This is a genomic window from Bradyrhizobium canariense (genome assembly GCF_018130465.1).
Classification (GTDB): domain Bacteria; phylum Pseudomonadota; class Alphaproteobacteria; order Rhizobiales; family Xanthobacteraceae; genus Bradyrhizobium; species Bradyrhizobium canariense_C.
Genome location: NZ_JAFCKJ010000001.1, coordinates 887,567 through 914,561, shown reverse-complemented (window position 1 = coordinate 914,561; position 26,995 = coordinate 887,567). Strand labels below are relative to the sequence as shown.

28 protein-coding genes are annotated in these 26,995 nt (G+C 64.2%); 13 read left to right on the top strand and 15 right to left on the bottom strand.

The annotated features are described in order from the left end of the window. Positions 1 to 4: 4 nt before the first annotated feature. On the bottom strand, positions 5 to 1,078 hold the full coding sequence (locus JQ591_RS04015) for a 4-oxalomesaconate tautomerase (RefSeq protein WP_211394725.1): 1,074 nt from the start codon (positions 1,076 to 1,078) through the stop codon (positions 5 to 7). Positions 1,079 to 1,197: 119 nt separating this feature from the next. Between JQ591_RS04015 and JQ591_RS04010 the strand changes: the two genes are divergently transcribed. The 5 genes from JQ591_RS04010 to JQ591_RS03990 all read left to right on the top strand — a co-directional run bounded on the left by JQ591_RS04010 (position 1,198) and on the right by JQ591_RS03990 (position 6,849). Next, positions 1,198 to 2,178, top strand: coding sequence for a LysR family transcriptional regulator (locus JQ591_RS04010; RefSeq protein WP_211394724.1), 981 nt, complete (start codon positions 1,198 to 1,200; stop codon positions 2,176 to 2,178). A gap of 382 nt (positions 2,179 to 2,560) precedes the next feature. Continuing rightward, the gene (locus JQ591_RS04005; protein WP_211394723.1) at positions 2,561 to 3,946 is read left to right on the top strand and encodes an ABC transporter substrate-binding protein; all 1,386 of its coding nucleotides are present in this window, start codon (positions 2,561 to 2,563) and stop codon (positions 3,944 to 3,946) included. A 76-nt stretch (positions 3,947 to 4,022) separates the two neighbouring features. Then, on the top strand, positions 4,023 to 4,895 hold the full coding sequence (locus JQ591_RS04000; protein WP_211394722.1) for a carbohydrate ABC transporter permease: 873 nt from the start codon (positions 4,023 to 4,025) through the stop codon (positions 4,893 to 4,895). Further along, complete coding sequence (locus JQ591_RS03995; protein ID WP_106942006.1) at positions 4,892 to 5,743, top strand: carbohydrate ABC transporter permease; 852 nt, start codon at positions 4,892 to 4,894, stop codon at positions 5,741 to 5,743. The genes JQ591_RS04000 and JQ591_RS03995 overlap by 4 nt, the downstream gene beginning before the upstream one ends. 113 nt (positions 5,744 to 5,856) lie before the next feature. Beyond that, positions 5,857 to 6,849, top strand: coding sequence for a hypothetical protein (locus JQ591_RS03990; RefSeq protein WP_211394721.1), 993 nt, complete (start codon positions 5,857 to 5,859; stop codon positions 6,847 to 6,849). Here JQ591_RS03990 and JQ591_RS03985 read toward each other — a convergent pair whose 3' ends face one another. From JQ591_RS03985 to JQ591_RS03960, 6 genes are all read right to left on the bottom strand, one after another. Then, a complete protein-coding gene (locus JQ591_RS03985; RefSeq protein WP_211394720.1) occupies positions 6,850 to 7,347 on the bottom strand; it encodes a DUF6622 family protein in 498 nt (165 codons plus the stop codon). A gap of 13 nt (positions 7,348 to 7,360) precedes the next feature. Beyond that, positions 7,361 to 8,173 carry an ABC transporter permease gene (locus JQ591_RS03980; RefSeq protein ID WP_211394719.1) on the bottom strand — a complete coding sequence of 271 codons (813 nt, stop codon included), beginning with the start codon at positions 8,171 to 8,173 and terminating at the stop codon, positions 7,361 to 7,363. A gap of 4 nt (positions 8,174 to 8,177) precedes the next feature. Next, on the bottom strand, positions 8,178 to 9,092 hold the full coding sequence (locus tag JQ591_RS03975) for an ABC transporter permease (RefSeq protein WP_211394718.1): 915 nt from the start codon (positions 9,090 to 9,092) through the stop codon (positions 8,178 to 8,180). Continuing rightward, complete coding sequence (locus JQ591_RS03970; RefSeq protein WP_211394717.1) at positions 9,089 to 10,258, bottom strand: ABC transporter ATP-binding protein; 1,170 nt, start codon at positions 10,256 to 10,258, stop codon at positions 9,089 to 9,091. The genes JQ591_RS03975 and JQ591_RS03970 overlap by 4 nt, the downstream gene beginning before the upstream one ends. A gap of 75 nt (positions 10,259 to 10,333) precedes the next feature. Next, a complete protein-coding gene (locus JQ591_RS03965) occupies positions 10,334 to 11,794 on the bottom strand; it encodes a glycerol-3-phosphate dehydrogenase (RefSeq protein ID WP_211394812.1) in 1,461 nt (486 codons plus the stop codon). A 136-nt stretch (positions 11,795 to 11,930) separates the two neighbouring features. Beyond that, positions 11,931 to 14,618 carry a sensor domain-containing protein gene (locus JQ591_RS03960; protein ID WP_211394716.1) on the bottom strand — a complete coding sequence of 896 codons (2,688 nt, stop codon included), beginning with the start codon at positions 14,616 to 14,618 and terminating at the stop codon, positions 11,931 to 11,933. Between the two features lie 202 nt (positions 14,619 to 14,820). Here JQ591_RS03960 and JQ591_RS03955 point away from each other — a divergent pair, with 202 nt between their 5' ends. Continuing rightward, the gene (locus JQ591_RS03955) at positions 14,821 to 15,924 is read left to right on the top strand and encodes an NAD(P)/FAD-dependent oxidoreductase (RefSeq protein ID WP_211394715.1); all 1,104 of its coding nucleotides are present in this window, start codon (positions 14,821 to 14,823) and stop codon (positions 15,922 to 15,924) included. Positions 15,925 to 16,108: 184 nt separating this feature from the next. On the opposite strand, the gene JQ591_RS03950 is transcribed toward JQ591_RS03955, so the two are convergent. Then, entirely contained in the window at positions 16,109 to 16,288 is a 180-nt protein-coding gene (locus JQ591_RS03950) for a YdcH family protein (protein ID WP_007596254.1), read from the bottom strand. A 327-nt stretch (positions 16,289 to 16,615) separates the two neighbouring features. Between JQ591_RS03950 and JQ591_RS03945 the strand changes: the two genes are divergently transcribed. The 3 genes from JQ591_RS03945 (at position 16,616) to JQ591_RS03935 (ending at position 17,434) form a co-directional block, all read left to right on the top strand. Next, a complete protein-coding gene (locus JQ591_RS03945; protein ID WP_027519980.1) occupies positions 16,616 to 16,822 on the top strand; it encodes a YdcH family protein in 207 nt (68 codons plus the stop codon). A gap of 118 nt (positions 16,823 to 16,940) precedes the next feature. Beyond that, a complete protein-coding gene (locus JQ591_RS03940; protein ID WP_007596256.1) occupies positions 16,941 to 17,159 on the top strand; it encodes a hypothetical protein in 219 nt (72 codons plus the stop codon). A gap of 23 nt (positions 17,160 to 17,182) precedes the next feature. Then, on the top strand, positions 17,183 to 17,434 hold the full coding sequence (locus tag JQ591_RS03935) for a hypothetical protein (RefSeq protein ID WP_211394714.1): 252 nt from the start codon (positions 17,183 to 17,185) through the stop codon (positions 17,432 to 17,434). 2 nt (positions 17,435 to 17,436) lie between these two features. On the opposite strand, the gene JQ591_RS03930 is transcribed toward JQ591_RS03935, so the two are convergent. After that, positions 17,437 to 18,198: a GGDEF domain-containing protein gene (locus JQ591_RS03930; protein WP_211394713.1), complete on the bottom strand. Its 762-nt coding sequence runs from the start codon at positions 18,196 to 18,198 to the stop codon at positions 17,437 to 17,439. Between the two features lie 141 nt (positions 18,199 to 18,339). Between JQ591_RS03930 and purE the strand changes: the two genes are divergently transcribed. Then, the gene (gene purE / locus JQ591_RS03925) at positions 18,340 to 18,828 is read left to right on the top strand and encodes a 5-(carboxyamino)imidazole ribonucleotide mutase (RefSeq protein WP_211394712.1); all 489 of its coding nucleotides are present in this window, start codon (positions 18,340 to 18,342) and stop codon (positions 18,826 to 18,828) included. Further along, positions 18,825 to 19,931, top strand: coding sequence for a 5-(carboxyamino)imidazole ribonucleotide synthase (locus tag JQ591_RS03920; RefSeq protein ID WP_211394711.1), 1,107 nt, complete (start codon positions 18,825 to 18,827; stop codon positions 19,929 to 19,931). Before purE ends, JQ591_RS03920 begins: the two co-directional genes overlap by 4 nt. Positions 19,932 to 19,988: 57 nt before the next feature. On the opposite strand, the gene aqpZ is transcribed toward JQ591_RS03920, so the two are convergent. After that, a complete protein-coding gene (aqpZ, locus tag JQ591_RS03915) occupies positions 19,989 to 20,711 on the bottom strand; it encodes an aquaporin Z (RefSeq protein WP_211394710.1) in 723 nt (240 codons plus the stop codon). A 262-nt stretch (positions 20,712 to 20,973) separates the two neighbouring features. On the opposite strand from aqpZ, the gene rpsU reads away from it, so the two are divergent. After that, positions 20,974 to 21,288, top strand: coding sequence for a 30S ribosomal protein S21 (gene rpsU / locus JQ591_RS03910; RefSeq protein ID WP_007614218.1), 315 nt, complete (start codon positions 20,974 to 20,976; stop codon positions 21,286 to 21,288). 126 nt (positions 21,289 to 21,414) lie between these two features. Beyond that, entirely contained in the window at positions 21,415 to 22,065 is a 651-nt protein-coding gene (locus JQ591_RS03905; RefSeq protein WP_211394709.1) for a tetratricopeptide repeat protein, read from the top strand. A 27-nt stretch (positions 22,066 to 22,092) separates the two neighbouring features. On the opposite strand, the gene JQ591_RS03900 is transcribed toward JQ591_RS03905, so the two are convergent. The 5 genes from JQ591_RS03900 to JQ591_RS03880 form a co-directional block, all read right to left on the bottom strand. Further along, entirely contained in the window at positions 22,093 to 23,076 is a 984-nt protein-coding gene (locus JQ591_RS03900; RefSeq protein WP_211394708.1) for a hypothetical protein, read from the bottom strand. 94 nt (positions 23,077 to 23,170) lie between these two features. Beyond that, complete coding sequence (locus tag JQ591_RS03895) at positions 23,171 to 23,455, bottom strand: cupin domain-containing protein (RefSeq protein WP_211394707.1); 285 nt, start codon at positions 23,453 to 23,455, stop codon at positions 23,171 to 23,173. A gap of 35 nt (positions 23,456 to 23,490) precedes the next feature. After that, positions 23,491 to 24,588: a calcium:proton antiporter gene (locus JQ591_RS03890; RefSeq protein WP_211394706.1), complete on the bottom strand. Its 1,098-nt coding sequence runs from the start codon at positions 24,586 to 24,588 to the stop codon at positions 23,491 to 23,493. A gap of 139 nt (positions 24,589 to 24,727) precedes the next feature. Beyond that, positions 24,728 to 26,209, bottom strand: coding sequence for a sodium:proton antiporter (locus tag JQ591_RS03885; protein WP_211394705.1), 1,482 nt, complete (start codon positions 26,207 to 26,209; stop codon positions 24,728 to 24,730). Further along, entirely contained in the window at positions 26,163 to 26,960 is a 798-nt protein-coding gene (locus tag JQ591_RS03880) for an alpha/beta hydrolase (protein WP_211394704.1), read from the bottom strand. The genes JQ591_RS03885 and JQ591_RS03880 overlap by 47 nt, the downstream gene beginning before the upstream one ends. Between the last annotated feature and the right edge of the window lie 35 nt (positions 26,961 to 26,995).

The following is a 26,995-nucleotide window of genomic DNA, read 5'->3' as shown; positions in this document are numbered from 1 at the left end:
GGCTTCAGGCCGCGAGGACTGAATGAGGCAGGTGCGATCGACGGGCGAACACATGCCCCTCGAAAATTCGCCGGGCTGTCCGCAGCACCCGCGCAACCGGGCCGGGCTCCAGCCGAACCACCAGTTGGCCGGAGGGATGCGCGAGCGTGATCGGCACCGGCGGCGCCAGCGGCCCGACCATCTCTGCCGCGATCGTTCCGGCAGTGACGCAGGCAGTTGCGATCGCGACTGCGCCGGTGACCGCCAGCGCGCTGTGGCAATCGTGTGGCATGAAGTATCGGGTGTTCAACGTCGCCTCGCCGGCCGGCGCAATCAGAACCGGCTTCGGGATCACCATTGCCGCAGGATTCGGAAAGCCCATCCGGCGTCCCGCCTCGATGCGCAAGTTCTCGAGTCGCGCGCGGAAGCCGCTGTCGGTGAAGTCCGAAGGAGCCTCGCGGCCGGTCCATCCCAGGTCCGCAGCGCGGACCAGCATGACCGGCATTGCCGCGTCGATGCAGGTCACATCGATGCCTTCGATACGGTCGACCGGGCGTCCCGTCGGCAGCAGCCGACCGGTGCGTGCGCCGGCCGCGTCCGGGAATGACAGTTCGATGGGCGCGGCCGTTCCCGGCACGCCGTCGATGCGCGCCTCGCCCTCGTAAGTCACCTGCCCTCGGGGGGTGGCAACGGTCGCATCAATCAGCTTGCCGGTGTTGACATTGTGGATGCGCACATGGGTGCGATCTACGGTAGCGGCGACCAGCCCGGCTTCAATTGCGAACGGCCCCACTGCGGCCAGCATGTTCCCGCAGTTCGGCGAGGTGTCGACGATCCCGTCGCGAACCCGCACCTGGGCAAACAGATAATCAACGTCGGCGCCGGGCACCGATCCGGGGCCAATAATCGCGACCTTGTTGATGACCGCATTGCCGCCGCCGATGCCATCGATTCCAAGATCGTGCCCGCCTCCCATCACTGACAACAGCACCGCGTCGCGCAGGCTGGGCTCCGCTGGAAGATCGCGGGCCAGGAAAAACGGCCCGCGCGAGGTCCCGCCGCGCATGACCACACAAGGAATGGCAATCTGATCGTTCATGGAGTTCTTTCCGTTCGGCGGCATCTTGGCGCGAACCCGAGCATCCGCCCTCGCAACTCTTTTGTGAAATGCAAATATCTGAGGTATTATTCCGTAATTCGGTACAATGGAGTGTGCCAATGAACGCGGAACTGCTCGACCTCAAGGCGTTCATCACGGTGGCCGAGACCGGAAGCTTTGTCCGGACCGCCAAGGCGCTGAACCTGTCCCAGCCAGCGCTCAGTCGACGCATTCAGAAGCTGGAAGAGAGTCTCGGTGCGCCGCTGCTCGAACGCTCGACGCGTCACGTCAATCTCACCATGACCGGCCGCGACTTCCTGCCGAAGGTGCGCCGCCTCATCGACGAGTTCGAGACCTCGGTGCTCGCCATCCAAGACATCGGCGCGCGAAGTTCAGGCCTGGTTTCGGTGGCCGCGGTGCCGACAGCGGTGTTCTATTTCCTGCCGCGAGCGATCGGCCGGTTTGCCGAAGCCTATCCGCGCATTCGCATCCGGATTCTGGACATCGGCGCCAACGAGGGCCTGGAAGCGGTCGCCCGCGGAGAAGTTGATTTCGGCATCAACTTCATTGGCGCTTCGCATGCCGAGATTGAATTCGAGAAACTGGTCGAGGATCCCTTCGTTCTGGCCTGCCGCCACGACCATCCACTGGCGTCGCGCAAACAGGTGAGTTGGTCGGAGATTGCGCCGCACCGGGTCATCACCGTCGGTCGCAACAGCGGCAATCGCGCGTTGATCGATAATGCGCTGGCACGACACGGCCTGCAGCTGAACTGGTCCTATGAAGTCGCTCACCTCTCCGGTTCGCTCGGCCTCGTCGAAGCCGGACTTGGCATCGCCGTGCTGCCGAGGCTGGCAACTCCCGCCGCCGATCATCCGATCATTCACACGGTTCGGTTGATCGAGCCGGAAGTGTCGCGGACGATCGGAATCGTGCGCAGGCACGGAGCAACGCTATCCCCTCATGCGAGCCAATTTCTCAAGATGCTGCTCGAGGCATGGCACTCTCCGTCGCGGACGAGCGGGCAAGTCAAGCCGCGGTCCCGATCCGCTGAACCAAGTTCGAAGACCCTCTTGACCGACCCGAAGGGGAAGCGCTGAAGGCTCGCGCGCGCAGCGGTGCTGGACCGCTGTCCCCAGAACTCCGGTTCAAGCGACGGGTGCTCTCGAAGCACTGCCGGCGGCCCGCGCGTGGCCCGCCGGCTGCATTGCCATCGGTACTCCTATTGCATCCATGCGCCCGCTGGTCTGTCGTAGGCGGCGGGCTGGTGTGCGAATTCGCGGAGGCCAGGCCCAGAACGCAAGAGGCGAATTGATCAGGGCGAATTGATGCGGCGATTGGATCGATGCGCACATTAAGCATCTCCTCTCGCCCGACACCCCACGACCTATGTCTGACAAGAAGCCGCTAGATCGGACTACCGCCATGCGCTAGTGTTTTATACGACCGGTTAAAAACACCGGCCGTTTGAGGGAGAAAAACGTGAAATCCAAGGTTATTGGCGCAGTATCACTGGCGGTCGCTGCGGCCGGGCTGTTTGCAGCCGCTGCACCCGCATTTGCGCAGCAGAAGACGATTACGGTCTGGTGGGGCAAGGGCTTCTACCGCTCCGAAGACGACGCGCTGCTCGAGACGATCAAGAAGTTCGAAGCCAAGACCGGCATCAAGGTCGAATTGTCGCAGTACGCGATCCAGGACATGATTCCGAAGACGGTGGCCGCACTCGATTCAGGCACCGTGCCCGATGTTGCCTATGCCGACACCTACGACGTGCAGGTGCAGGGCAAGTGGGCCTACGAAGGCAAGCTCGAGGACCTCTCCGACATCATGGAGCCGATCAAGGGTCGGTTCGTGCAGAACACGCTGGATGCGTCGATCCTCTACAACGACGTCACCAAGAAGAAGGCCTATTACGGCTTCCCGCTGAAGCAACAGAGCATGCATGTCCAGATCTGGAACGACATGCTGGAGAAGGCCGGCTTCAAGCAGAGCGACATCCCGACTGACTGGGAAGGCTATTGGACGTTCTGGTGCGACAAGGTGCAGCCGGGGATCCGCAAGGCGACGGGCCAGCGCATCTACGCCGTGGGCCAGCCGATGGGCGTGGAATCCACCGACGCCTTCCAGTCGTTCTACACCTTCATGGATGCCTATCACGTCAAGCTGGTCGACGACGACGGCAAGCTCACGGTCGACGATCCCAAGGTCCGCGAGAACCTGATCAAGGCGATGAAGGACTACACCGACACCTACATCAAGGGCTGCACCCCGCCGTCCTCGACGACCTGGAAGGATCCCGACAACAACGTCGCGTTCCACAACAAGACCATCGTGATGACCCACAACTTCACGATCTCGATCGCGGCGAAGTGGTTCGAGGACTCCCAGAACCAGACGCTCACGCCCGAGCAGCGCGAAGCCGGCAAGAAGGCCTATGGCGAGGACATCATCACCGCGTCCTTCCCGAAGGCTCCGGACGGTTCGACGATCCGCTACCGCTCGGACGTCAAGACCGGGCTGGTCTTCTCCGTGGCCAAGAACAAGGCCGAGGCCAAGCAGTTCATCGCCTTCCTGCTCCAGGAAGAGAACGTCCGCCCCTATATCGAGGGTGCGCTCGGCCGCTGGTTCCCGGTGACGAAGGAAAGCCAGGAGAGCCCGTTCTGGCAGGCCGACCGGCATCGCAAGGCGGTCTACGCGCAGTTCAAGGGCGGCACCGCCGCGTTCGACTTCACCAAGAACTGGAAGTTCACCATCCTGAACAACGAGAACGTCTGGGCCAAGGCGATGAACCGCGTGGTGAGCGAGAAGGTGCCGGTGGACAAGGCGGTCGACGAGCTGATCGCCCGCATCAAGGCGGTCGCGGGCTGATCCCGGACTGCAATAAGGTATATGCTAATACCGGTCGCGGCTCTCCGCGACCGGTTGCTTTCGATGGGTATGCGATATGGCGATCACACTTTCCGGCTCAGACACAATTCCGGCCCCTCCCCTGTCGGCGCGCCTGACCACGCAGCAGGTCTGGGGCATCTTGCTGCTTGTGCCCTATCTGCTCGTCTTCCTGGCCTTCGTCGTCTATCCCGTCGGCTACGGCCTGTGGCTGGCGCGCAATCCGGCGAACTATGTCGCGCTGTACAACGACCCGATCTTCGCGCGCGCCGCGGTCAACACGCTGATCTTCCTGGTCATCGGCATCAACGTGAAGATGCTGATCGCTCTGTTCCTGTCCGGCTTCTTCGCCCAGCAGCGCCCCTGGATCAAATGGCTGTCGGTGATCTTCATCCTGCCTTGGGCGGTGCCGTCGATCCCGACCATCCTGTCGGTCCGCTTCATGCTCAATCCCGAATGGGGCATGGTCAACCATTTCATCTTCTCCCTCACCGGCGATGACGGCCCGAACTGGCTGAACGATCCGACGGTCGCGCTGACCATGGCGATCGCCGTGCATATCTGGAAGTCGCTGCCGTTCTGGACGCTGATCCTGCTGACCGGGCGGCTCGCGATCCCGCAGGATCTGTACGAGGCGTCCGAGGTCGACGGCGCCAGTCCGTGGCAGAAATTCCGCTTCATTACCTGGCCGTCGATGCAGATGCTCTACGTCACCTGCACGCTGCTCTCGATGATCTGGACGCTCGGCGACTTCAACAGCGTCTATCTGCTCACCGGCGGCGGGCCGGCCGACCTCACGCATGTGCTGTCGACGCTCGGCATCCGCTATCTCCGGCTCGACCAGCTCTCGCTTGCGATGGCCTCCATCGTCTGCGCGATACCGTTCGTGCTGCCGCTAATGTACTTCATGATGAAACGGTTGTCGCGATGAAGCTTCCCACCCTCCGCGAAGTTGGCACCGAAGCCAAGCTCCTGCTGATCGGCATCCCGGTCTTCATCTGGACCATGATTCCGATCTACCACATGTTCCTGTTCGCGATCTCGCCAAAGGAGGACGCGTTCTCGGGCAAGCTGTGGCCGGATCATCCGACGCTGCACAACTTCCACATTGTGTTCTACCAGGAGCACTATTTCCTGCGCGACTTCTGGATCCAGTTCTGGAACTCGACTGTGATCGCACTGGCTGCCGGCGCGCTGACCTTGTTCATCGCGACCGCCGCCGCATTCTCGATCTCGCGGCTTAAGGTGCCGGGCGGCCGCTGGGTGATGAATCTCGCGCTGTTCACCTACTTCATCCCGGCGGCGTTCCTCGCCGTGCCGATGTACCGCACCATGGGCAATTACGGCCTGCTCAACAATCACTGGTCGCTGATCCTGGCCATGGTGACGATCGCCTCGCCTTACGCGATCTGGGTGCTGAAGCAGGCGTCCGACAAGCTGCCGGTCGAGCTCGACGAGGCCGCCGTGATGGACGGCGCGACCACGCTGCAGCTGTTCCGCCTGGTCTATGTGCCGCTGATGATGCCCTCGCTGGTCGCGATCGGTACCTATGCCGTGCTGCTGGCCTGGAACGAATATCTCTACGCGTTCCTGCTCTTGTCCAAGGACACCGACATCACGCTGCCGGTCGCGCTCGGCAACTTCCTCGCCGCCGACGACTCGCCGTGGGAGCTGTTGATGACCACCGGCTTCATCTACGCGCTGCCGCCGGCCGCGGTCTACTACGCCTTCAAGCGCTATATGGTGGGCGGGCTCACGGCAGGTGCGGTGAAGTCCTGACGCAACAGGACGGATCGGGACGCCACAAGCACGGCGCTTGAGCAGGCCAGCGGACAATTGCAAGTTGTCTGCGCCTGCTCTAACCTGCGGCCCGCAAAGCCAGCGGGGCGCTCATGCGCAGCAACGACGCACTCCATCTCGGCCTGATGCTCGGCGCGCTCGGAGCCGCCTATCTGGTGCCGTTCGAGCTGTTGCTGCTGGCCTATGTCGTGCTCGGCCCGGCGCACTATTTCACCGAGATCTCATGGCTGCACGATCGCAGCTACTATCTGCCTCACCGTGGGATCGCGGCCGCGCTCGCAATCATCGCGGTGGTCGCGGCCCTGATCGACAACGCGTCGTGGTTCGGCTTCGCGATGTGGGGCGCGCTGATCGTCTGCGCCATGCTGGCGGCGACCACTTCGGCGATCGAGAGCATGCTGCTGTTCATGGTGGCAATAGCCCTGTCCGCGATCATGTATTCGAGCGGGTCGTCGCTCGCCGTCATCGGCGTTCTGATCCCGACCCTGATCCACGTTTCGCTGTTCACGCTGATCTTCATGGTGCTCGGTGCCTACCGGTCCGGCAGCCGGATACAGGCCGCGCTGGTCGCCGTCTACCTCGTCGCAATCGCCACGATTTTGCTGCTGCCGCCAACTGCCGAAATCCGGATCGCGAGCTTTGCCCGTGTGGGACAGGATTATTTCGGCAATGTCGGCCCGGCCTTGAGCCGGTTGTTCGGTGTGCCTGGCCTGGTGCTCGACACCAGGCTGACGAGCCTGCTCGCCTTCGTCTACACTTACCACTACCTCAACTGGTTCATCAAAGCCGATGTGATCCGCTGGACGGCGGTGCCGAAGGCCCGGCTGGCGGCGATGGCCGCCGCCAGCGCCGTCTCCACCGCGCTGTACTTCTACGACTACGCGTTCGGCTTCACCTTCCTGCTGGCGCTGAGCCTGATCCACATCTTGCTGGAGTTTCCACTCGACAGCCTTGCGCTCCGGCAGCTCGGATCTGCTGTCCAGGGCGCAGTGCGCGCGCGGTACGCCGGGCCCGCCGCAGCCTCTGCGACGCGCTCGCGTTTGACAGGGACACGAACCTCGAAACGGGCCCCCCGGTCGCGCTGATCATCCCGCCGCGCGCTTGCGTCGATACGCGACCAGCAGCGCGATCGCCGAGCCGATGAAATAGCCGGCGGTCGCGCCGGAGATGGCGCGGCCGACGATGATCGCGAGCACGCGGTCGCTGGCGTCGATCGCCGAGATCACGGCGACCGCATATTGCAGGAAGAACACGACGAGGTTGCGGATCAGGGCAAACCCGCCGCCTGGGCGGATGATTTGTCCGGTGGTGTGGTCGACATCGAACGGACGCGGCGTCAGCACGCCGAGCGGCAACAACACCAGCGCCGCCGCGGTCCAAGCGACCAGCGGCCATGCGCTGTCCTGATGCCCGAAGCCGATCCGTGACATTCCCCAGACGATGAACACGACCGGAACGATCAAGGCGCGCCAGATTGGCATCGCGTGCGGCTGCATCGCCTTGATGCCTTGCCACACCAGATAGGCAAACAACGCGAAGACCCAGGGCGGCGTGTGGATCAGGATCTGGTAGGCCATCGTCATGATCGCCTCCCGCTCACAGCGGCGCCGCGCTCTCGCCCCGCGAGCTCGATAATTTGGAGGCGAGCGAGGCGATGACGATGACCACCGCGATCAACGCGATCACCAGCGTGCAGATCGCGTTGATCTCGGGCTTCACGCCAAGCCTGACCTCGGAATAGATCCGGATCGGCAAGGTCGCCGAGCCAGGACCGGTGGTGAAGCTCGCGATCACGAGATCGTCCAGCGATAGCGTGAAGGCCAGCATCCAGCCCGCGACGATCGCGGGCGCGATCAGCGGCAGCGTCACGGACAGGAAGGCGCGGACCGGATTGCAGCCGAGGTCCATCGCCGCTTCCTCGAGCGAACGATCGAGCGAGCCGAGGCGGGACTGCACGACCACCGCGACAAAGCACATCGTCAGCGTGGTGTGCGCGATCGTCACGGTCCAGAAGCCGCGCTCGGCGTTCAGCGCGACGAACAACAGCAGTAGCGACAATCCGGCAATCACCTCCGGCATCACCAACGGCGCATAGAGCATGCCGGAGAACAGGGTGCGGCCGTGAAACTGCTCACCGCGCGACAGCGCCACCGCGGCGAGCGTGCCGAGCAGGGTCGCAATGGTCGCCGAGGAGACCGCGACCCGCAGACTCATCCAGGCCGCCTCGATCATCGCGCGGTCGCCAAAGAACTCGTGATACCAGCGCAGCGACCAGCCGCCCCACACCGTCACCAGCCGCGAGGCGTTGAAGGAATAGATGACGAGGATGAGGATCGGCAGATAGAGGAACGCCAGCCCCAGTGCGAGCGAGGCGACGTTGAAGCGGGACAGGCGGGAGACCTTGCGCATCGTCTCACCGCCCCTGTTCCAGCTGCCGCTTCTGAAGCCGTTCGTACAGCAGCAGCGGCACCAGCAGCACCACCAGCAGCACGATGGCCGCAGCGGAGGCGACCGGCCAGTCCTTGTTGGTGAAGAATTCGAGCCACAGCGTCTGGCCGATCATCAGCGAATTGGAGCCGGCCAAGAGGTCCGGAATGACGAATTCGCCGACGATGGGGATGAAGCACAGCAGCACACCGGCGCCGACGCCGGGGAGCGACAGCGGGAAGGTGACGAGCCAGAACACCTGCCAGGGCGGCGCGCCGAGATCGGAGGCGGCCTCCTCCAGTACCGGCTCCATTTTCGCGAGCGTGGCGTAGAGCGGCAGGATCATGAACGGCAGGTAGGAATAGACGATGCCGATATACATCGCGCTGTCGGTGGAGAGCCACACCACCGGCTGACTGACCAGATGCAGCGCCAGCAGGATCTGGTTGAGCAGGCCGTCGTGCTGGAGGATGTTGATCCAGGCATAGATGCGGATCAGGAACGAGGTCCAGAACGGCACGATCACCAGCACCATCGCCACCGCCTGCCAGCGCGTCGGCAGCCGCGCCATGCCGTAGGCGACGGGATAGCCGATCAGGAGCAACAGCGCGGTCGCGGTGACGGCGACGGTAAGGCTACGCACATAGGCGAACACGTAGATATCGTCGGATACGAGCAGCCTGAAATTGTCGACTGACAGCGCGGCAAAGGCGGCCTTCAGCGCCCCCCATCCCGCCGTCAGGTCGAACACCGGCTCGTAAGGCGGCTGCGCGATCGCCGTCTGCGACAGGCTGATCTTGAGCACAAAGCCGAACGGCACCAGGAAGAACAGCAACATCCAGACATAGGGTGCGATCGCGGCAAAGCGCGCCGGTCGCGCGAAGATGCGACGCGCGCTCATGACGGCAGCACCACGCAATCGTCGGGCGTGAACCAGGCGACGACATGCTGGTCCAGGCTGTAGGCGTCGACGTCGAGGCGCGCGCTGTTGGCGACGGACGCCTGTATCATCCCGCCTGTGTCGAGCTTCACCTTGTAGGTGGTGGTGCCGCCGAGATAGCAGATGTCCGCGACCACGCCGTCGAGCCGGTTGATCGCAGTTTCATGACCGGCCTCGCTCACGGGACCGCGGCGCGACAGCTTGACCTTTTCAGGGCGGATCGCGACCGAGAATTTTCCGGCGCCGACCGGTTCACGCGGCTCGGCCACCACCAGCGCACCCGCATCACGCGTGCCAATGACCAGACGATGACCGTCGCGTAATTTGGACTCGCCGTCGAACAGATTGATGTCGCCGACGAACTCCGCGATCCAGCGCGAGCGCGGCGCCTCATAGAGCTCGCGGGGGCTCGCGACCTGCGCGAGCTTGCCGTCCCTCATCACGCCGATCCGGCTCGCCATCGTCATCGCCTCTTCCTGATCGTGGGTGACGATGATGAAGGTCATGCCGAGCCGGCGCTGAAGCTCCATCAGCTCGCCCTGGGTGCTTTCGCGCAGCTTCTTGTCCAGCGCTGCGAGCGGCTCATCGAGCAGAAGGAGCTGCGGGCGCCGCGCCAATGCGCGCGCCAACGCAACGCGCTGGCGCTGGCCGCCGGAGAGCTGGTCTGGCTTGCGCTTCTCCAGCCCTTCGAGCTTCACAAGCGCAACCATCTCCGCCACACGCGTGGCGATGTCGGCGCGCACCATGCCGGCGCGCTTCAGGCCGAAGGCGATGTTGTCGCGCACCGACAGATGCGGAAACAGCGCGTAGTTCTGGAACATCATGTTGATCGGCCGCTCATGCGGCAGCGCCTGCGCGATATCCTTGCCGCCGAGCAGGATGCGCCCCTCGTCCGGTGCCTCGAAGCCCGCGAGCATGCGCAGCAGCGTGGTCTTGCCGCAGCCGCTCGGGCCAAGCAGCGCAAAGAACTCGCCGGCCTTGATGTCTAGCGAGACGCCGCCCACGGCCCGGAACGTCCCGAATGTCTTGGCGACGCCCTCGATGCGCAGCAGCGGCTCGCTGGCCGCGGACTGCGTCTCTCCAACCGCATCCGCAGCAGCGTCTGTTCTGGGCAACTCGTCAGTCATGGTCCCTGCCAACCCCAATCCCGCCGCACGCTAGCGGCCGATCGTCCCTAGCTCAACCGGTTAGAGGCGGTTCGTTCACATCCCATTCGCCATGAACACCGCCATCGCATCACGCTCCGCCGCAGGCATCGTCAGGCCGAGCTTGGAGCGGCGCCAGAGGATGTCCTCGGGAAAACGCGCCCATTCGTGGGTCATGAGATAGCGCACCTCGGCACCGGTCAGTTCGGGACCAAAGGCCGGGCCGAGTTCGCCGCGGGTTTTCGCCTCGCCGAGCACCGCCGGCAGCCGCGAACCATAGGCCGCAACCAGCCGTTGGGCCTGCGGCTCCGACAGAAAGCGCCAGCGGTCCCGCGCAAGATCGACCTCGGTATCGAAACGATCCCAGGCGAAATCTCCGCCCGGTAGCGCCGCGCCTGCGGTCCAGGGCGGCGACATCGGATAGAACGGCGTCAGCTTCGACACTGCCCGCTCCGCGCGCAGGCGCGAGGTGGTGACGTCACCGCCGAACATCGTGATCAGCGGCGCCTTGCGCCGCCGCGCGTGGAACAGCGTCGTGCCGTCGCGTCGGCGCGCGGACGCCAGCGTCAGGTTGACGCCCGAGACCGCACGCACCACGTCGGTCGGCGCGACACGCTCGCGGAAATAGCGACTGGCCGCTTCGCAGAGATAGCTGACGTCGGCCCCCCGCATCGCGACGATCGCGGGATCGCCGGTGAAATCGTGCGTGACTGTGCCGATCAGCGTAAAGTCTCGCTCGAGGGGGCTCGCGAAGATCAGCCGGCCATCGTTGTTCTGGAAGACGTAGACGTTATCGGAATAGAACAGCCGCGGGACGATGATCTGGCTCATCTGCATCGCCACCATGGCGGGTTGCGGCTGCCGCAGCACGGTCTCCGCGACCATCGAGGTCCAGCCGCCGGTGGCGTTGGCCAGCGCCCGAGCCGTGATCGTGCGGCGATCGCCGCGGTCGACCACCGCGAGCCGCCATGTATCGGTTCGATCGGCACGCACGCAGCGCGCTCCAGTCCGAATCACGGCGCCGCGCTCCGCCGCATCCAGTGCCGTGAGCACCACCAGTCGGGAATCGTCGACGACGCAGTCCGAATATTCGAAGGCCGTGCCGAACGGTCGTTTCAGCGCGTTGCCGACCGGATGATGCGTGATGTCGAGGGTGGTCGCTCCCGGCAGGCTACTCCGGCTGGTGAGGCTGTCGTAGAGGAACAGGCCAACGCGCAGCAGCCATGGCGGCCGCTCGTCGGAATGCGCCGGGATCACGAAGCGCATCGGCCGGACCAGATGCGGCGCGATCCGGAGCCAGGTCCGGCGCTCGGCGAGCGCCCGGCGCACCCGTCGGAAGCCACGCCGTTCCAGGACCGACAGATCGCCGTGGATCAGCCGCGGCGTCGCTGACGACGCTGCGCCGCCCAGATCGCCCTGCTCCAACAGGATGACCCGCAGGCCGCGGCCGGCCGCATCGCGCGCGAGGCTGACACCGTTCAGGCCGCCGCCGATGATCGCAAGATCGTAATCCGCCATGAAGCCGTCGAATGGGAGCGAAACGCTCGCCATCTCTAGAGCCATTTCCGTTCCGATGAAATCGGAACGGGGCTCTAGATTCCAGTTTGGCGCGTTTTCTTGACGCGAGCCGGCATCCACTTCGCTCGAAAACGCTCTAGCCCGTCTTGAGCGCAAGCTCCATGACTTCGGCGCGGCCGACGAGGCCGGCATATTTCCCGATCGGCAGGGGCTTGCCGAGCAGATAGCCCTGCACGCCGTCACAGCCTTCCTCGGCGAGGAAGGCGAGTTGTTCGAGCGTCTCGACGCCCTCGGCGACGATCGACATTTCGAGGCCATGCCCGAGATCGATCACCGCGCGCACGATCGCCGCCGATTGCGGGTTGCGGCCGAGATTGATGATGAAGGCGCGGTCGATCTTGATCTTGTCGAACGGGAATGCCTGGAGATAGCTGAGCGAGGAATAACCGCTGCCGAAATCGTCCATGGAGATGCGCACGCCGAGCGCCTTGAGCCGGCGCAGCAGCGCAAGACCGCGATCGAAGTCCTCGATCAGCACGCCCTCGGTGATCTCGAGCTCGAGTCGGCCTGGTGGGAGACCCGTCTCGATCAGGATGGAATGGACGAGCCCGACCACGTCGCCGTGCATGAACTGCGCCGGCGACAGATTGACCGCGACCTGAAGCGGCTTCGGCCAGGACGCCGCCTCGCGGCAGGCCTCGCGCAGGATCCACTCGCCCATCTCGACGATCAGGCCGCTTTCCTCCGCGATCGGGATGAATTCGGCCGGGGAGACCTGGCCGCGCACGGGATGCTGCCAGCGCGCCAGCGCCTCGAAGCCGATGATTTCGCTCTCGGCAACGCTGTGGCCCGCGGCTCCCTGCGGCTGGAAGGCGAGCGAGAGCTCGCCGTTCTTGATCGCCATCGAGAGGTCCTGATGCAGCACGCGGCGATCGCGGATCTGCTGGTCCATCTCCGGCTGGAAGAGGCTGATCGTGCCGCGCGATTTCTGCTTGGCGCGGAACAAGGCCGCGCCAGCATTGGCGAGCAGCGAGGCGCCATCGGCGCCGTTGTGCGGGAAGATCGACATGCCGGTGGTGACACCGGCGCGGACCGGGCGGCCGTCGATCTGGAATTCCTCGGCGACGGCATCACCGATCTGCTGCGCCAGCGCGAGACCTGTCTCAGGCTGTTTGCCATCGATTATCAGGCCGAACTCGTCGCCCGACAGGCGCGCCACCACGCCGCCGCGCGCGGAGTCCTGGAGCCGCTGGGCCACCTCGACCAGAAGCTTGTCGCCGAGCGCGTGGCCGAAGACGTCGTTGACCTCCTTGAGGCCGTCGAGATCGACGCACAGAACCGCGAACTCCTCGCCGGTGCCCTCGCAGGCCTCGATCATCTGGGTCAACGCCTGCAGGAACGCGGCACGGTTCGGCAAATCGGTGAGGCCGTCGTGATAGGCCATGTGCGCCATGCGCGACTCGGTCTGCCGGCGATCGGTGACGTCCTCGTGGGTCTTGATCAGATATTGCGGCTCGCCGGCGTCGTTCAGCACGGTGGCGCGGCGGGTGAGGAACAGCCGGAGCCCGTCCTTGGTGGAGATCGGGTGCTCTTCGGTGATCATCCCACGCTTCTTGATCGCGGCTTCGTCGCGCGCGATGATCAGCTTGGCTTCCTTGGGATTGAAGATATCGGACGCGGTCAGGCCCGTGGCTTCCTCGCGCCTGCGGTTGAGGATCGTCTCCGCGCTGCGGTTGGCGAGTAGATAGCGGCCGTCCTTGACCTGCTCGACGATCAGGGCCACCGGGATATTGTCGACCACGAGCTCCAGGAACTTCTTCGTGCTCTCCAGCTCCTTCGACAGCGAGCGGCGGTCGGTGATGTCCTCGAACACGAGCATCAGGAATTCGGGCTTGTTGCTCTCGTCGCGGACCACGATCCGGATCGAGGCAACCATGCGTCGCTCACCGGCGCGGTCGACCTCGAATTCGTTGCGAAACTGGCCGTCCGGCGCATTGAGTGCCGCGCAGTCGGTCGCCTCGATGGTGGCCGCCGAGACCGGCGCAAACAGCTCGCGCGCGTTCTTGCCGACGACATGGTCGCGCGAGAATCCCCAGAAGCGCTCATAGGCGCTGTTGGCGAAGATGTAGCGGCCATCCTCGATGTTCTTCGCGGCCACGCAGGCCGGCACGTTGTCCAGCACCGTTTCCAGGAACTGCTTAGTGGAGGCGAGCTGCCGCGACAGTCTGCGCTGCTCGCTGACGTCCAGATGCGTCGCCACCGAGCCGCCGTTGGGCAGCACGAAATATTTCACCAGGATGGCCCGCCCGTCCGGCAGTTCGGTTATCAAACCGTTGGTGCTTGCCGCCTTCTCGTAGAACTCGTCGTCGGAGGCGCCGCCGAGCACCCCGCGCTTGCGTCGCAGCTCAAGGAGTTCGTAGCCGTTCATGTCGGCCCAGAGATCCGACCGCGCCAGGCCGTAAATCTCGATATAGCGGTCGTTGCAGAAGATGACGCGCCGCTGCGCATCCGTCATCACCACGCCCTGGTTGAGATTGTTCATCGCGGAGGAGACGAAGGCATTGCGCCGCAACTGCAGACGCCTGGTCCGGCGCAGCGAGGAATGGATCCACAGCGCGATCGCGGCGAGGAACGAGCAGATGACGACGCCTGCGATCAGGGCTTCCCAGATCACGTTAGGATTGAGCTCGCCGAGATAGCTCGGAGGCGCGAAGCTGTCGGAGAGGGCAAAGGCGCGCGCAGGCGCGACCGCTGCAGCCAGGCACACGACGGCCTGCACCGCAATCGGAAGCGCGCTGCCCACGTGCCAGTTCTTCTCAGCCATCAGCCACCCGCGATTTCAACGTCGGATTGTCTGGCCTCGCGGGTTTGGATCGGGTAAACGCCTGTACGTGCAACGGAAAAATGTGACGTCAAATACGGCAATTGCCCTGACATGATAAATGCTTCCTTAACGGAAAACACCCCCGCGCCGCCGTTCCCAGGCTTGCGGCCACCGTCGCTTCGAGCGGACGTCCTGCACAACCATGGATAGGGTCGACTGCGTCGTCATCGGAGCCGGCGTGGTCGGGCTCGCGGTGGCTCGAAAGCTGGCGCAAGCCGGGCGCGAGGTGATCGTGCTGGAGGAAGCCGAGGCCATCGGCACCATCACCTCCTCGCGCAACAGCGAGGTGATCCATGCCGGCATCTACTATCGCGCCGGAAGCTGGATGGCGCGCATGTGCGTCGACGGCAAGCACGCGCTCTACCGTTACTGTTCCGAGCGCGGCATCCCGCACAGGAATTGCGGCAAGCTGATCGTCGCGACCACCCCGAAAGAGACCGAGAAGCTGCAATCGATCAAGGCGCATGCCGAAGCCAACGGCGTGCTCGACATGCAGCTACTCACAGGCGAAGCGGCATGCGCGCTGGAGCCTGCGCTCGCTAGCGACGCCGCGCTGCTGTCGCCGTCGACCGGCATCATCGACAGCCACGCCTACATGCTCTCGCTGCGCGGTGAAGCCGAGGAAGCGGGCGCGGCCTTCGCGTTTCACACCCCGCTGATCCGTGCCAAGGCGACCGCCGGCGTCATCGAGATCGAGGCGGGCGGCGAAGCGCCGATGACGCTGCAATGCAGCCTCCTCGTCAACGCCGCCGGGCTCTCGGCGACCACGGTGGCGCGCAACATCGACGGCATGCCGCTGGACCGGATTCCGCCGGCTTACCTCGCTAAGGGAAACTACTTCAGCTGCAACGCCAGGGCGCCGTTCTCGCGCCTGATCTATCCGGTGCCCGAACCTGGCGGGCTAGGGGTGCATCTGACGCTGGACATGGCAGGGCAGGCACGTTTCGGCCCCGACGTCGAGTGGATCGAGACGATCGATTACGAGGTCGACCCGTCACGCGCCGAGCGCTTCTACCCGGCGATCCGCAAATACTGGCCGACGCTGCCTGACGGCGCGCTCATGCCGAGCTATTCGGGCATCCGCCCGAAGATTGTGCCGCCGGCGGTGGCCACGCAGGATTTCTTGATGCAGGGCCCGCGCGATCACGGCGTCGAAGGCCTGATCAATCTGTTCGGCATCGAGTCACCCGGATTGACTTCATCGCTCGCGATCGCGGATCACGTCGCCGAGCTCGCAAACACCTAGAGCGTTTTCAAGCGAAGCGGATACCGGTTCGCGTAAAGAAAACGCGTCCAGACAAGAACCTAGAGCCGCGCAAATCCTTGCACGGCAAATCCTTGCTCGGTGCGCGCCTTGCAGCAGGGATGAGCGCAAAGGCTCTCATCCCTGCCTTAAGGGTGCGATCAACTCTACGCTGTTACGGGGGTTACTAGTGGAGCGTGTCGCCGTGCCTCAGACGCTCGATCTGGTCCTTGACCATCAACTTCCGGCGCTTCAACTCAACAATTTGCAGGTCGTCTGTTGAAAGGTGCACGAGAGCTTCGTGCAATTCGTTTTCGAGAGTTTTGTGCTTCCGTTCCAATTCAACCAGATGTGCCTGAATTGTCATTCGAAACCTCCTCGGTAGGGGTGAACCTTGGATTCGACCGGACGAGGAAGTGTACATCACCGATTCGTTCTGTCGATGGGTATCCGTCGTCGCAGTGTCATTTTTGAAATTCATATGTAACGAAGCGTGAGTAATGGAACCACGCGGGAAAAATCCGTGATATCAACACGCTCGCGCAACGCCGTGACGAGCCGCAGAAATATGTTGCGGGAGATCGGCACGCGACGGCCCGAGATCGCTTGCGATCACGGCGCGCAAGGACGATAATTTCCACAGGGCATCCACAGCCTTAATCTCACGCCTATCGGTTTTTCGGCCACCGCAGACATGACCAATGAAGATGCGCGCGAACTCGAATCCGAGCTCGCCCGGTTGCACCAGGAACACCGAGATCTCGATGCGGCGATCGATGCACTGCATCAGTCGCCCGCCCCCGACCTGTTGCGGTTACAGCGGCTGAAGAAACGCAAGCTGTTGTTGCGTGACCGTATCGCGTTCATCGAAGACCAGATCACGCCCGACATCATCGCCTGATCCACAGGGGAGAGCTTTACGGCGGCCCGCCGCCCGTGAATCCACTTGACTCGAAAGGAACAAAATAAGAACATTTGAGCACCAACGCCCCCAGGAAAACCGCCCAAGGAAAACGCAGATGTCGGCAACCGCCCTTCTCGACAACAGCCATTATGAACAAGCCTGCGATCAGGCGATCGCGATGTGCGACGGCAATCTGCGCAGCACCATCAAGGCGCTGATCATGGCCAATGAATATCTGGAGGCCGAACTGGAGGAATTGCAGGCGGCGATTTCCGCCGGCTGCATTCCGGAAACCTCGCGCAGCAAGATGCGGAGCAAGAGCAGCGCCGCCTGAGCTGTCAGCTATCGGAGCCGACCATGTCCGATGTCACCTATTACGTTGCACTACCCTTCCTGACCGACGAGGACGGATCGCCGGTCGCAGGTGCGGCCGAGGAATGCCAGAGCTCGGCGGCCGCGTTACGGCGCGCCGAGATGATGTCGCACGGCACCGGCCACACCGGCGCGGTTGCGTTCAGCCGCAGCGGCGATCCCATGACCGGCGAATTCGGTGACGCCAAACTGCTCCGCAGCTTCGGCAACGTACCGGAAGACCTCGGCACGCTTTAAAATCAGCTGCTGACGAGCCTGATGCGCGGCTCGTGCCGCCGGTGCGCCTTGCGCACATACATGGCAGCATCGGCCTCCTCCAGGGCGCGCGAGGCGTCGGACTGCACCCCAAGCAGGGCAACCCCGGCGGAGGCGCCCGCACTCACGTGCTGGCCGCGAAAGACAAAGGACAATTCGTCGATGGCCTGCTCGAAGGCCGCGGCCTTCGCCTTGGCGTCGGTCTCGCTGAGATTCCAGAGCAGCAGCGCGAACTCGTCGCCGCCGAGCCGGCCGACCACGTCCGAGGCGCGGATCTGCCGCGTCAGCGTGGTGGCAATCGCCTTCAGCACCTCGTCGCCGGCCGCATGGCCGAAGGAATCGTTGATCGGCTTCAGCCGATCGACGTCGAGCACGATCAGCGCGCCGCTGGCGCGGTAGCGCTTCATGTAGGCGACGGCGCGTGCGAGTTCGCGTTCGAAGCCGCGTCGGTTCGGAATTTCGAGCAGGAAGTCGGTGTCGGCCGCCGCCTCGAGCTCCGCGACCCGCCGCAGCGCCGCCTTGAGCTTGCTCCGGAGGTCGCGGATGGCCGCTTTGATGGCCGGCTTGATGGCCGCCTTGGCGCCGTCATCGGCAGACGCTGCGCGCCGCGACGATCCGGTCGGACGCCGCGCCGGACGCTTAGCCGGACGCTTAGCCGGACGCTTGAGAGCAGCTTTGGAGCGGCCGGCGCTGGTCTTCGGGCCCTTTTTGGCCTTCGCAGCGCTCGCCCTTTTCGGTTTCTTCATGGGCATCCTGCTCAATGAAGGCTTGCGGGGATTCACCAAGACAGGATAGTGCATTCCCTTCTCCTTGCCACCGCCTTGCGAGCCACCGGCCGGAACCGTTAATCTGGCCTATCTTTCTGTTTTTCGAGCACAATTGACCTCATGACCGCGCCGATCGCCATCATCATGGGAAGCCAGTCGGACTGGGACACGATGCGGCATGCCGCCGACACGCTTGCAGCGCTCGGCGTTGCCGCCGACACCCGCATTGTTTCGGCACACCGCACCCCCGACCGGCTGTTTACGTTCGCCAAAGGTGCCAAGACGGCCGGTTACAAGGTCATCATCGCCGGCGCGGGTGGCGCTGCGCACCTGCCCGGCATGGCGGCGGCGCTGACGGAACTGCCCGTGTTCGGGGTCCCCGTCGAATCCAGGACGCTCAAAGGCATCGATTCGCTCTACTCGATCGTCCAGATGCCCGCAGGCATTCCGGTCGGCACCCTCGCCATCGGCAAGGCCGGCGCCATCAATGCGGCGCTGCTGGCGGCCGCCGTGCTGGCCTTGTCCGACCCGGCATTGTCCGACCGCCTCGCTGCCTGGCGCAAGGCGCAGACCGAGACCGTTGCCGAGCGCCCGGAGGACAAGGTGTGACTGACGCAAAGCAGGTGAAGCTGAAGCCCGGCGACACCATTGGCATCCTCGGCGGCGGACAATTGGGGCGGATGCTGGCCATGGCGGCGGCACGGCTCGGCCTGCGCTGCCAGGTGTTCTCGCCCGATCCGGACTCACCGGCCTTCGACGTCGTCCTGAATGCGACCTGCGCCGAATATGCCGATGTCGAAGCGCTCGAGCTGTTCGCCAACGACGTCGACGTCATCACCTACGAATTCGAGAACGTGCCGTCCGCGGCCGCGATGGTGCTGGATGCACGCCGCCCGGTGCTGCCCAACCGCAAGATCCTCGAGACCACCCAGGACCGGCTCGCCGAGAAGGATTTTGTCACAAAGCTCGGCATCGGCACGGCCGCTTACGCCGACGTCACCTCGGTCGCTTCTTTGCGCGAGGCCAACGTCAGGATCGGCCTACCGGCCGTGCTGAAGACCCGCCGCTTCGGCTATGACGGCAAGGGCCAGGCCATCATCCGCGAGGGCGACGACATTGCGAAGGTGTGGACCAGTCTCGCCACCAAATCGGCGATCCTGGAAGCCTTCGTGCCGTACGAGCGTGAGATTTCCGTGATCGCCGCCCGCTCGGCCACAGGCCAGGTCGAGTGCTTCGACGTCACCGAAAACGAGCACCGCGACCACATCCTGAAGATCTCCCGTGCGCCCGCCCGGATCCCGGACGTGCTCGCCGAGGAAGCGCGCAACATCGCCGGCAAGATCGCTGGCGCGCTCGATTATGTCGGCGTGCTTGCCGTCGAGATGTTCGTGCTCGCCAACGGCACCGGACCCAAGGTGCTGGTCAACGAGATCGCTCCGCGCGTGCACAATTCCGGACACTGGACGCTCGACGGTGCGTCCGTCTCGCAGTTCGAGCAGCACATCCGCGCCATTGCCGGCTGGCCTCTCGGCAAGCCCGTGCGCCACGGCGAAATCGTCACTATGACCAATCTGATCGGCGACGAGATCAATGAGTATGACAAGTGGCTGAGCGTCCCGGGGGCAACCGTGCACATCTACGGCAAGGGTACGCCGCGCCCCGGTCGCAAGATGGGCCATGTCACCGAAGTCAGGCCGACGAAGGTCAAGTGACGGGACCGCAGCAAATGCTGCGATCCCGCTTTGCGACTAGAGCCGCTCGAAAACGCTCTAGGCCGTCTTCGCGCCCGCGACGACGCCAGAGGGCTCTTCGCTGAGCCAACGATAGATCACCCCGCCGAGCGCGCCGCCGATCAGCGGCGCGACCCAGAACAGCCAGAGCTGCGACAGCGCCCATCCGCCGACGAACAGCGCGGGACCCGTGCTGCGCGCCGGGTTCACCGAGGTGTTGGTGACGGGGATGCTGACGAGATGGATCATCACCAGCGCGAGCCCGATCGCCAGCGGTGCAAAGCCCGCGGGCGCGCGGCCGTGGGTGGCGCCCATGATGATGAACAGGAACATCATGGTCATTACCACCTCGGTGAGGAAGCACACGATCATGCTGTACTGGCCGGGAGAATGGGCGTCGTAACCGTTGGACGCGAAGCCTTTGCTGACGTCGAAGCCGGGAGCTCCGCTTGCGATGACGTAGAGAAGCCACGCGGCCACGATCGCGCCGGCCACCTGCGCGATCACATAAGGCAGGATCTGTCCGGCCGGAAAACGTCCGCCGGCAGCAAGACCGACGGTGACCGCCGGATTGAGATGGCAGCCTGAGATGTGGCCGATCGCATAGGCCATGGTGACCACGCTCAGCCCGAATGCGAGGGAGACGCCGACCAGACCGATGCCGACCTGCGGAAAGCCGGCTGCGATCACCGCACTTCCGCAACCTGCGAATGTGAGCCAAAAGGTGCCGATAGCCTCGGCCGCGTATTTCTTCATATCCATGTGTGTCGTCCCCTGCTTTCAAAGATTCCGGAACAAAGCTCCGGAAACGGCCCCACCCTTGGCGTCAAATCTCCCAAATCAGGGCCGCACAGAGGTATTTTGCCTCATTTAATGGCTGAACTTGGCCCGAAAACCCGCTTGGCCGGTGGACATCCCAGGCTTTGTCTGATACATCCGCGCCCTCAAGGTTAAGGGCTTGTGCGTTTCGCCATCCCCTTTGACTTACCAGAATTCAAATCCGATCCACTGAAGAGGATGCCGCGTGCAGGTTCTCGTTCGCGATAACAATGTCGACCAAGCCCTCAAGGCGCTGAAGAAGAAGATGCAGCGCGAGGGTATTTTCCGCGAGATGAAGCTCCGCGGTCACTACGAAAAGCCCTCCGAGAAGAAGGCCCGCGAAAAGGCCGAAGCCGTACGCCGTGCGCGCAAGCTCGCCCGCAAGAAGCTGCAGCGCGAAGGCCTGCTGCCGATGAAGCCGAAGCCGGTGTTCGGCGCTGGCCCCGGTGGTGATCGTGGCGGTCGTGGCGGCCCGGGTGCTGGTGCAGGCGCAAGTGCTGGTCCGCGCGGACCGCGCTGATTTACCGGACTTGAATAGACTTCAGTTTTCGATGACGCGGGCCCCTGGCCCGCGTTATTGTTTTGTGAGCGGTGCCTTTCTGGGATGGGGCACTACCGATGCGGCACCAGCGCGAGCGAACCGTAGATGGCCTCCCCTTTCCCCAAGCGCGGCTTGGCGCGGTTACGCCAGATCTTGCAGCAGCCGTTTGCGCTGGCCTTGATGGGGATTTCGCTGTGCGGTTGCTCCTTCGACCTGGGATCGCTGATGCCGGAGAAGGACAAGCCGCAGGAGGCACCCAAGGCAGCCACGACCGCCGAGAACGTGGTCAGCGCCGGCAATGTCAGCGAAGCCCAAGCCCATACAGCAAAGGCCCAGGCCCTGGCAAAGTCCGGCGAGACGGCGGCTGCGCTCGATGAGTTCAACCACGCGGTCGGGCTCGATCCCTACAATGCGCAGGCGCTCTATGGTCGCGCCCTGATCTACCAGGGTAATAACAAGCACGACGTCGCGATCGCCGATTTCAGCGCCGCGAGCGGACTCAACCCGCAGAAGGTCGAGCCGCTGCTCGGCCGCGCCACCAGCTATCTCGCCCTCGGCAAGATCAAGGAGGCCGCGGCCGATCTGGATGAGGCTTCCGAGGCCGATCCACACAATGCCCAAGTCTGGACCATACGCGGACAAGCCTATGAACGGCTGGGCGACAGGACCAAGGCGGCGGCGTCCTACACCAAGGCGGTCTCGCTTCGTCCACGCGACGACGCCGCCCGCAGCGGCCTCGCCCGCGTCGGCGGCTGACGATTCTGGCGCAGCGCAGGCGCCGTCTTAATCCGGGGTGACGCTCTTCGGCAGAACGGAATGGAACATGGACTTGACGCCCGACAACATGTCGTCGGCGACATTGGTCTTCGGCCGCGGCATGGACGCGCCGGCATCGGCGCGCAGATCAAGCGGGGGCGCGATCATCGGGACCGGAATATCAGCCGGGGGCGTCAGCCGATTCGGGTTCTCGTTGCCGACCGAGGCCGTGTAGGGCGGGCTCGCCTGCGACGAGCCGCCATTGCCATAGGCCTCGGGTGCGGGTGTCGAGACCGTGATCGGCGGCGGCAACGGGCGCACCATGGACGGATCCACGGGGACGATACGCGGGGCCTCCGGGGTGCGGAGGGCTTCCCGCACCGCAGGCTCCTGGGTCTTCTCGGGCGACTTGCTGTCGGAAGACTTGGCCTCGGAAGACTTGGTCTCGGAAGACTTGGTCTCCACAGGCTTGGCCTCAGCAGCTTTGCCCTCAGGCGACTTGCGCAGGCGCTCGATCGCGGCGCGCACGAGATCGTTGGCGTCGGGGGTTGCGGCCGGCGCGGCAGCAGCCGGCGCCGAATTGGCCTCCACCACTGGGGCGGCGGGAGCGGGTGCAGCGACGGCCGGGGTGGACTTGGCGACCGCCTTCTCGCGCGCGGACGGTTTGCCGCGCGGAGCGGCCTCGGCCGGCGCCACGTCCGCAGTCGACTTCTCAGTGGTCTTGTCAGTGGTCTTGGGCTCAGCGCCCGGCTGATCGGCAGCCTTCTCGGCCGCCGGCTTGTCCGTCACGTTCTTCTCGGAGATGCCCTTGGCCTTGATGCCGGGCGCGGGGAGGTTGGCCACATCGGCGGGCTTGCCGTTCTTGCCAGCCTGGGCAGGCGCCATCACGGCCGCGGGCGCATCCGCCGCCGGCTTGGCGTTGATGTAATGATTAACGATGTACGCCCCGATGATCGTTGCGAGCACCGAGGGTAAGATATCCATCGAGATTTTAGCGAGGTATTTCAGCATTTCTCGGCCACTCCCCGCGCGATCAGATGCGGGAACTTTGGGGCATTGTAAGGGATCAACTGCGACGGATCGATGGCAAACGGTAACGCCAGCCTTATGGCTTCAGCTCGATCTCAAGGAACACGATCTCGGTTGAGGTTTCGTTAAGTACGTCGTGCTGGACGCCGGCCTTGCGAAAGTAAGATTTTCCGGCCGCAAGCTGTGCCTTGGACCGCTCGCCATTGGGTGCCACGATGGTCATTTCCCCCGCGACCACGGGAACAATGACGTAGTCCATGCCGTGGGTGTGATGCCCGGTGGCGCTGTTTGGAGCGAGCCGCCACTCGGTCACCCGAACCTGCTCATTGTCGACCTGAACTTCGGACTTGGCGGCAAGCATCGGAACTCTCCTGGGGCATCATCCGGAAAACCGGTTCAGGGCACGAAAACCATGAACACGTAGACGGCAAATACCACCATATGGACCAGCCCGAACAGGACATTGGTCCTGCCCGTCCCGAAGGTCAGCATGCTCAGGAAGAAGGTCAGGAGCAAAAGGACGCTGCCCTGGGCGCTGAGCCCGAGCTTGAGCTCCTTGTCGAGCGCATAGGTGGCGACACCGACGGCCGGGATGGTCAGCCCGATGGTGGCCAGCGACGAGCCGAGCGCGAGGTTGATGCTCTTCTGGAGGTCGTTCTTGCGGGCCGCCGAGACCGCTGCGACGCCTTCCGGCAGCAGGATCAGGAGCGCGACCAGAAGTCCGGCAAAGGCGGGCGGCGCACCGATCCTGGCCGCGACGGCGTCGACCACCAGCGAGAATTTCTTGGCCAGCAGCACGACCGCCAGCAGCGCAATCAGCAGCAGCGCGACGCTGAGCACCAGGGTCCGGCCCGACAGATGCGCCTCGCCGCTCGAGCCATCCGCCCGTTCGTGAACGAAGTAATCCTTGTGCAGCACGGTCTGGGTGTAGAGAAACACCCCATACAGCGCGAGCGTGACCACGTCGACGAAACCGAGTTGAACCGCCGAATAGACCGGGCCCGGCGTGGTCGTCGTGTAGTTGGGCATGATCAGGGTGATGGTCGCGAGCGCGAACAGCACGCTGAGATAGACGTTGGCGCCGGAGAGCTGAAAGCCCTGCTCGCGATAGCGCAGGCCGCCGATGAAGATGCAGAGCCCGACGAGGCCATTGCAGACGATCATGACCACGGCGAACACGGTGTCGCGCGCCAGTTCCGGGGCAGGCTTGTCGCCCAGCATGATCGTAGTGATCAGCGCCACCTCGATGATGGTCACCGAGAGCGTCAGCACCAGCGTGCCATAGGGTTCGCCGACCCGTTCGGCGATCACTTCGGCATGATGAACCGCGGCAAACACCGTGCCGAACAGGATGACGAGGAGCACGAGGGCGAAGACGAGCCCGCCGAACGACAGCGTGAACGCATATCCCGTCGCGCTGACGGCTGCAAACAACAGCACGGCCAGCGCCGGAAAGATCCAGGCCGACCGGGGCATCGGATTATGCGCGCTCATCCATCGGCTCCAATTGCTTCGCGCACGATCCGGAAAAGTGTGTCGCGGCTTTCCGAAAGGACCATGCTCAAACGAAAAACCCAAGGTGCGACGAAATTCATCGCACCCTGGGCGAGCAGTAGCAAATCGGCCAGCAGATTCAATGCCGGTACAGGATCGGCGCGACCGGCAGCAGCGTCAGCAGCAGGAACAGCGGGATCAGCACCGCGCCGGCGCGCACGAAATAGCCGAAGAAGCTCGGCATCTCGATGCCGTTCTCGCTGGCGATGCTGCTCACCATGAAGTTCGGCGCATTGCCTATATAGGTGAGCGCGCCCATGTAGACTGCGCCCATGGAGATGGAGGCGAGCGTGCCCGAGAGCTCGTGCATCAGCACCTGTGGGTCGCCGCCGGCGAGCTCGAAGAACAACAGATAGGTCGGCGCATTGTCGAGGAACGCCGACATCAGGCCGGTGAACCAGAAATAGGCAACCTCGCGCGGCGTGCCGTCGGGCGCCGTCACGGCCGACAACAGCCCGGCGAAGGCGCCGTGATGGCCGGCATCGAGCATGGCGATGACCGGGATGATCGCGACAAAAATGCCGGCGAACAGTTTTGCGACTTCGCGAATCGGCTCCCAGGTGAAGCCGTTGGCCTGCCTGTGCTCGTCCGGTGTCAACCACACCGACAGGGCCGCTATGGCCAGCAGCGCCGCGTTGCGGGCGATGTCTTCCAGGTCCATCCTGGTTCCGAGAATGTCGAAGGCGATGCCGGGCTTCCACATCGCCGAGGCCAGCAGGCTCGCGACGATGGCGGCGATCAGCACCAGGTTGACGAGGCCGCGGATGCGGACCGGCTTCGCGGCGCCGGCGTCGCCGAGCAAGGGTTCGCTGCGAAAGCGCCAGACGTCGATGGCGACGAAGATCGCGAGCAGCAGTCCGGCAACGATCGCCGTCTGTAGCCAAATGGTCCGCGTGGTCCAGAAGAAGTCGACGCCATGCAGGAAGCCGACGAACAGCGGGGGATCGCCGAGCGGGCTCAGCGCGCCGCCGACATTCGCGACCAGGATGATGAAGAAGATGACGACATGGGCGTTGTGGCGCCGCGGTCGGTTGGCGCGGATCAAAGGGCGGATCAGGATCATGGCCGCCCCCGTGGTGCCAACGACGCTCGCCATCAGCGTGCCGAGCGCGAGGATGCCGGCATTCGTTGCCGGCGTCGCCTTGATGTCGCCCGTGACGAGAACGCCCCCGGCCACGACATAGAGCGAGAACAGCAGCACGATGAAACCGAAATATTCGGCGAGCATGGCGTGAACGAGCGCCGCCAGCGTCGCCATGCTCCCGGCCAGGATGACGAGCGAGGCGAGTGCCAGCAGCGACCAGGCCGCGGCGATCTTGCCGTAATGATGGTGCCAAAATCGTGCGAACAGCAGCGGCCCGAGCGCGATCGACAGCAGGAGGCCGGCAAAGGGCAGCGCATAGGGCCAGCGCATCGCAGCGCCGTCGAGCCCGGTCGCCGCCCATGCGTGCTGTGGCAACAACACGACGAGGACCGCGGCGATGAACCCGCTCCCGCGTCGAACAACAAGCCGTCTAGGAACCAATGAAGCGCCTCGCCGTATCGATCGCACCGAAAGCATCGAGATTGTCGTGTCCGCCGCCCGCAAAGCCAACGAACTGCTTCGGTTCACGCGCGAGAGCGAACAGACGCTCTCCGAACACGATCGAAATGGCAAGGTCATTGGTGCCATGCATCACCAATAGCGGCACAGTGACGCGCGCGATGCGCTCGTCGGAATGAAATGGATCTCGCATCAGCAGGCGCACCGGAACGAACCAGAACGATGAAGCGGCAACGTCCACCGCCGATGTATAGGGAGCTTCCAGGATGAGTTTTCCAACACGACGCTCCGAGGCGATCGCGACCGCCGCGCCGGTCCCGAGCGAAAAGCCCCAGGCGACAATTCGTTCCGCCGCATAGCGCGCAGTGGTGAAGGCGTAGGCAGCCGCGGCATCGCGCAGCAGACCCTCCTCGCTCGGCGCCCCGCTCGAGCCGGCATAGCCGCGATAGGACAGCGCGACGAGGCCGGTACCGTCCGCCGTCATGGCCTTGAAGCGGCTGACGCGACCGGCGAGATAGTCGCCATTGCCCGGAAAATACAGGATCACGGGACGACCGTGCCTCGCCGGCAGGTGCCAGACGATGACCATCTCGCCATCGGAGGTGGTCAGGACGTGCTCTTCGGCCTCGGGGAGGCCTGCGGCGTCCGGCGTGATGCGACCGACGGGTGGGATCGGAAAAAGCATCTCGCGCTGCCTGACATACAGCACGAGGAGACCGGCGCAATAGACGGTCACGAGCAGGATGGCGATCCACTTGACGATGATCATGATGACGCGGCCCGGCCCCGGTTCAGGGCTTGCAC

What these genes read in the sequence shown, in the direction of transcription:
- JQ591_RS03995 (WP_106942006.1), top strand. Translation starts at nt 4,892, where the DNA reads ATGAAGCTTCCCACCCTCCGCGAAGTTGGCACCGAAGCCAAGCTCCTG.
- JQ591_RS03955 (WP_211394715.1), top strand. Translation starts at nt 14,821, where the DNA reads ATGGATAGGGTCGACTGCGTCGTCATCGGAGCCGGCGTGGTCGGGCTC.
- JQ591_RS03905 (WP_211394709.1), top strand. Translation starts at nt 21,415, where the DNA reads ATGGCCTCCCCTTTCCCCAAGCGCGGCTTGGCGCGGTTACGCCAGATC.
- JQ591_RS03990 (WP_211394721.1), top strand. Translation starts at nt 5,857, where the DNA reads ATGCGCAGCAACGACGCACTCCATCTCGGCCTGATGCTCGGCGCGCTC.
- JQ591_RS03980 (WP_211394719.1), bottom strand. Translation starts at nt 8,173, where the DNA reads ATGCGCAAGGTCTCCCGCCTGTCCCGCTTCAACGTCGCCTCGCTCGCA.
- JQ591_RS03960 (WP_211394716.1), bottom strand. Translation starts at nt 14,618, where the DNA reads ATGGCTGAGAAGAACTGGCACGTGGGCAGCGCGCTTCCGATTGCGGTG.
- purE (WP_211394712.1), top strand. Translation starts at nt 18,340, where the DNA reads ATGACCGCGCCGATCGCCATCATCATGGGAAGCCAGTCGGACTGGGAC.
- JQ591_RS03895 (WP_211394707.1), bottom strand. Translation starts at nt 23,455, where the DNA reads ATGCTTGCCGCCAAGTCCGAAGTTCAGGTCGACAATGAGCAGGTTCGG.
- JQ591_RS04010 (WP_211394724.1), top strand. Translation starts at nt 1,198, where the DNA reads ATGAACGCGGAACTGCTCGACCTCAAGGCGTTCATCACGGTGGCCGAG.
- JQ591_RS03900 (WP_211394708.1), bottom strand. Translation starts at nt 23,076, where the DNA reads ATGCTGAAATACCTCGCTAAAATCTCGATGGATATCTTACCCTCGGTG.
- JQ591_RS03950 (WP_007596254.1), bottom strand. Translation starts at nt 16,288, where the DNA reads ATGACAATTCAGGCACATCTGGTTGAATTGGAACGGAAGCACAAAACT.
- JQ591_RS03885 (WP_211394705.1), bottom strand. Translation starts at nt 26,209, where the DNA reads ATGCTTTCGGTGCGATCGATACGGCGAGGCGCTTCATTGGTTCCTAGA.
- JQ591_RS03975 (WP_211394718.1), bottom strand. Translation starts at nt 9,092, where the DNA reads ATGAGCGCGCGTCGCATCTTCGCGCGACCGGCGCGCTTTGCCGCGATC.
- JQ591_RS03880 (WP_211394704.1), bottom strand. Translation starts at nt 26,960, where the DNA reads ATGATCATCGTCAAGTGGATCGCCATCCTGCTCGTGACCGTCTATTGC.
- JQ591_RS03935 (WP_211394714.1), top strand. Translation starts at nt 17,183, where the DNA reads ATGTCCGATGTCACCTATTACGTTGCACTACCCTTCCTGACCGACGAG.
- JQ591_RS03970 (WP_211394717.1), bottom strand. Translation starts at nt 10,258, where the DNA reads ATGACTGACGAGTTGCCCAGAACAGACGCTGCTGCGGATGCGGTTGGA.
- JQ591_RS03940 (WP_007596256.1), top strand. Translation starts at nt 16,941, where the DNA reads ATGTCGGCAACCGCCCTTCTCGACAACAGCCATTATGAACAAGCCTGC.
- JQ591_RS03890 (WP_211394706.1), bottom strand. Translation starts at nt 24,588, where the DNA reads ATGAGCGCGCATAATCCGATGCCCCGGTCGGCCTGGATCTTTCCGGCG.
- aqpZ (WP_211394710.1), bottom strand. Translation starts at nt 20,711, where the DNA reads ATGGATATGAAGAAATACGCGGCCGAGGCTATCGGCACCTTTTGGCTC.
- JQ591_RS03985 (WP_211394720.1), bottom strand. Translation starts at nt 7,347, where the DNA reads ATGACGATGGCCTACCAGATCCTGATCCACACGCCGCCCTGGGTCTTC.
- JQ591_RS03930 (WP_211394713.1), bottom strand. Translation starts at nt 18,198, where the DNA reads ATGAAGAAACCGAAAAGGGCGAGCGCTGCGAAGGCCAAAAAGGGCCCG.
- JQ591_RS04015 (WP_211394725.1), bottom strand. Translation starts at nt 1,078, where the DNA reads ATGAACGATCAGATTGCCATTCCTTGTGTGGTCATGCGCGGCGGGACC.
- JQ591_RS04000 (WP_211394722.1), top strand. Translation starts at nt 4,023, where the DNA reads ATGGCGATCACACTTTCCGGCTCAGACACAATTCCGGCCCCTCCCCTG.
- JQ591_RS03965 (WP_211394812.1), bottom strand. Translation starts at nt 11,794, where the DNA reads ATGGCGGATTACGATCTTGCGATCATCGGCGGCGGCCTGAACGGTGTC.
- JQ591_RS03945 (WP_027519980.1), top strand. Translation starts at nt 16,616, where the DNA reads ATGACCAATGAAGATGCGCGCGAACTCGAATCCGAGCTCGCCCGGTTG.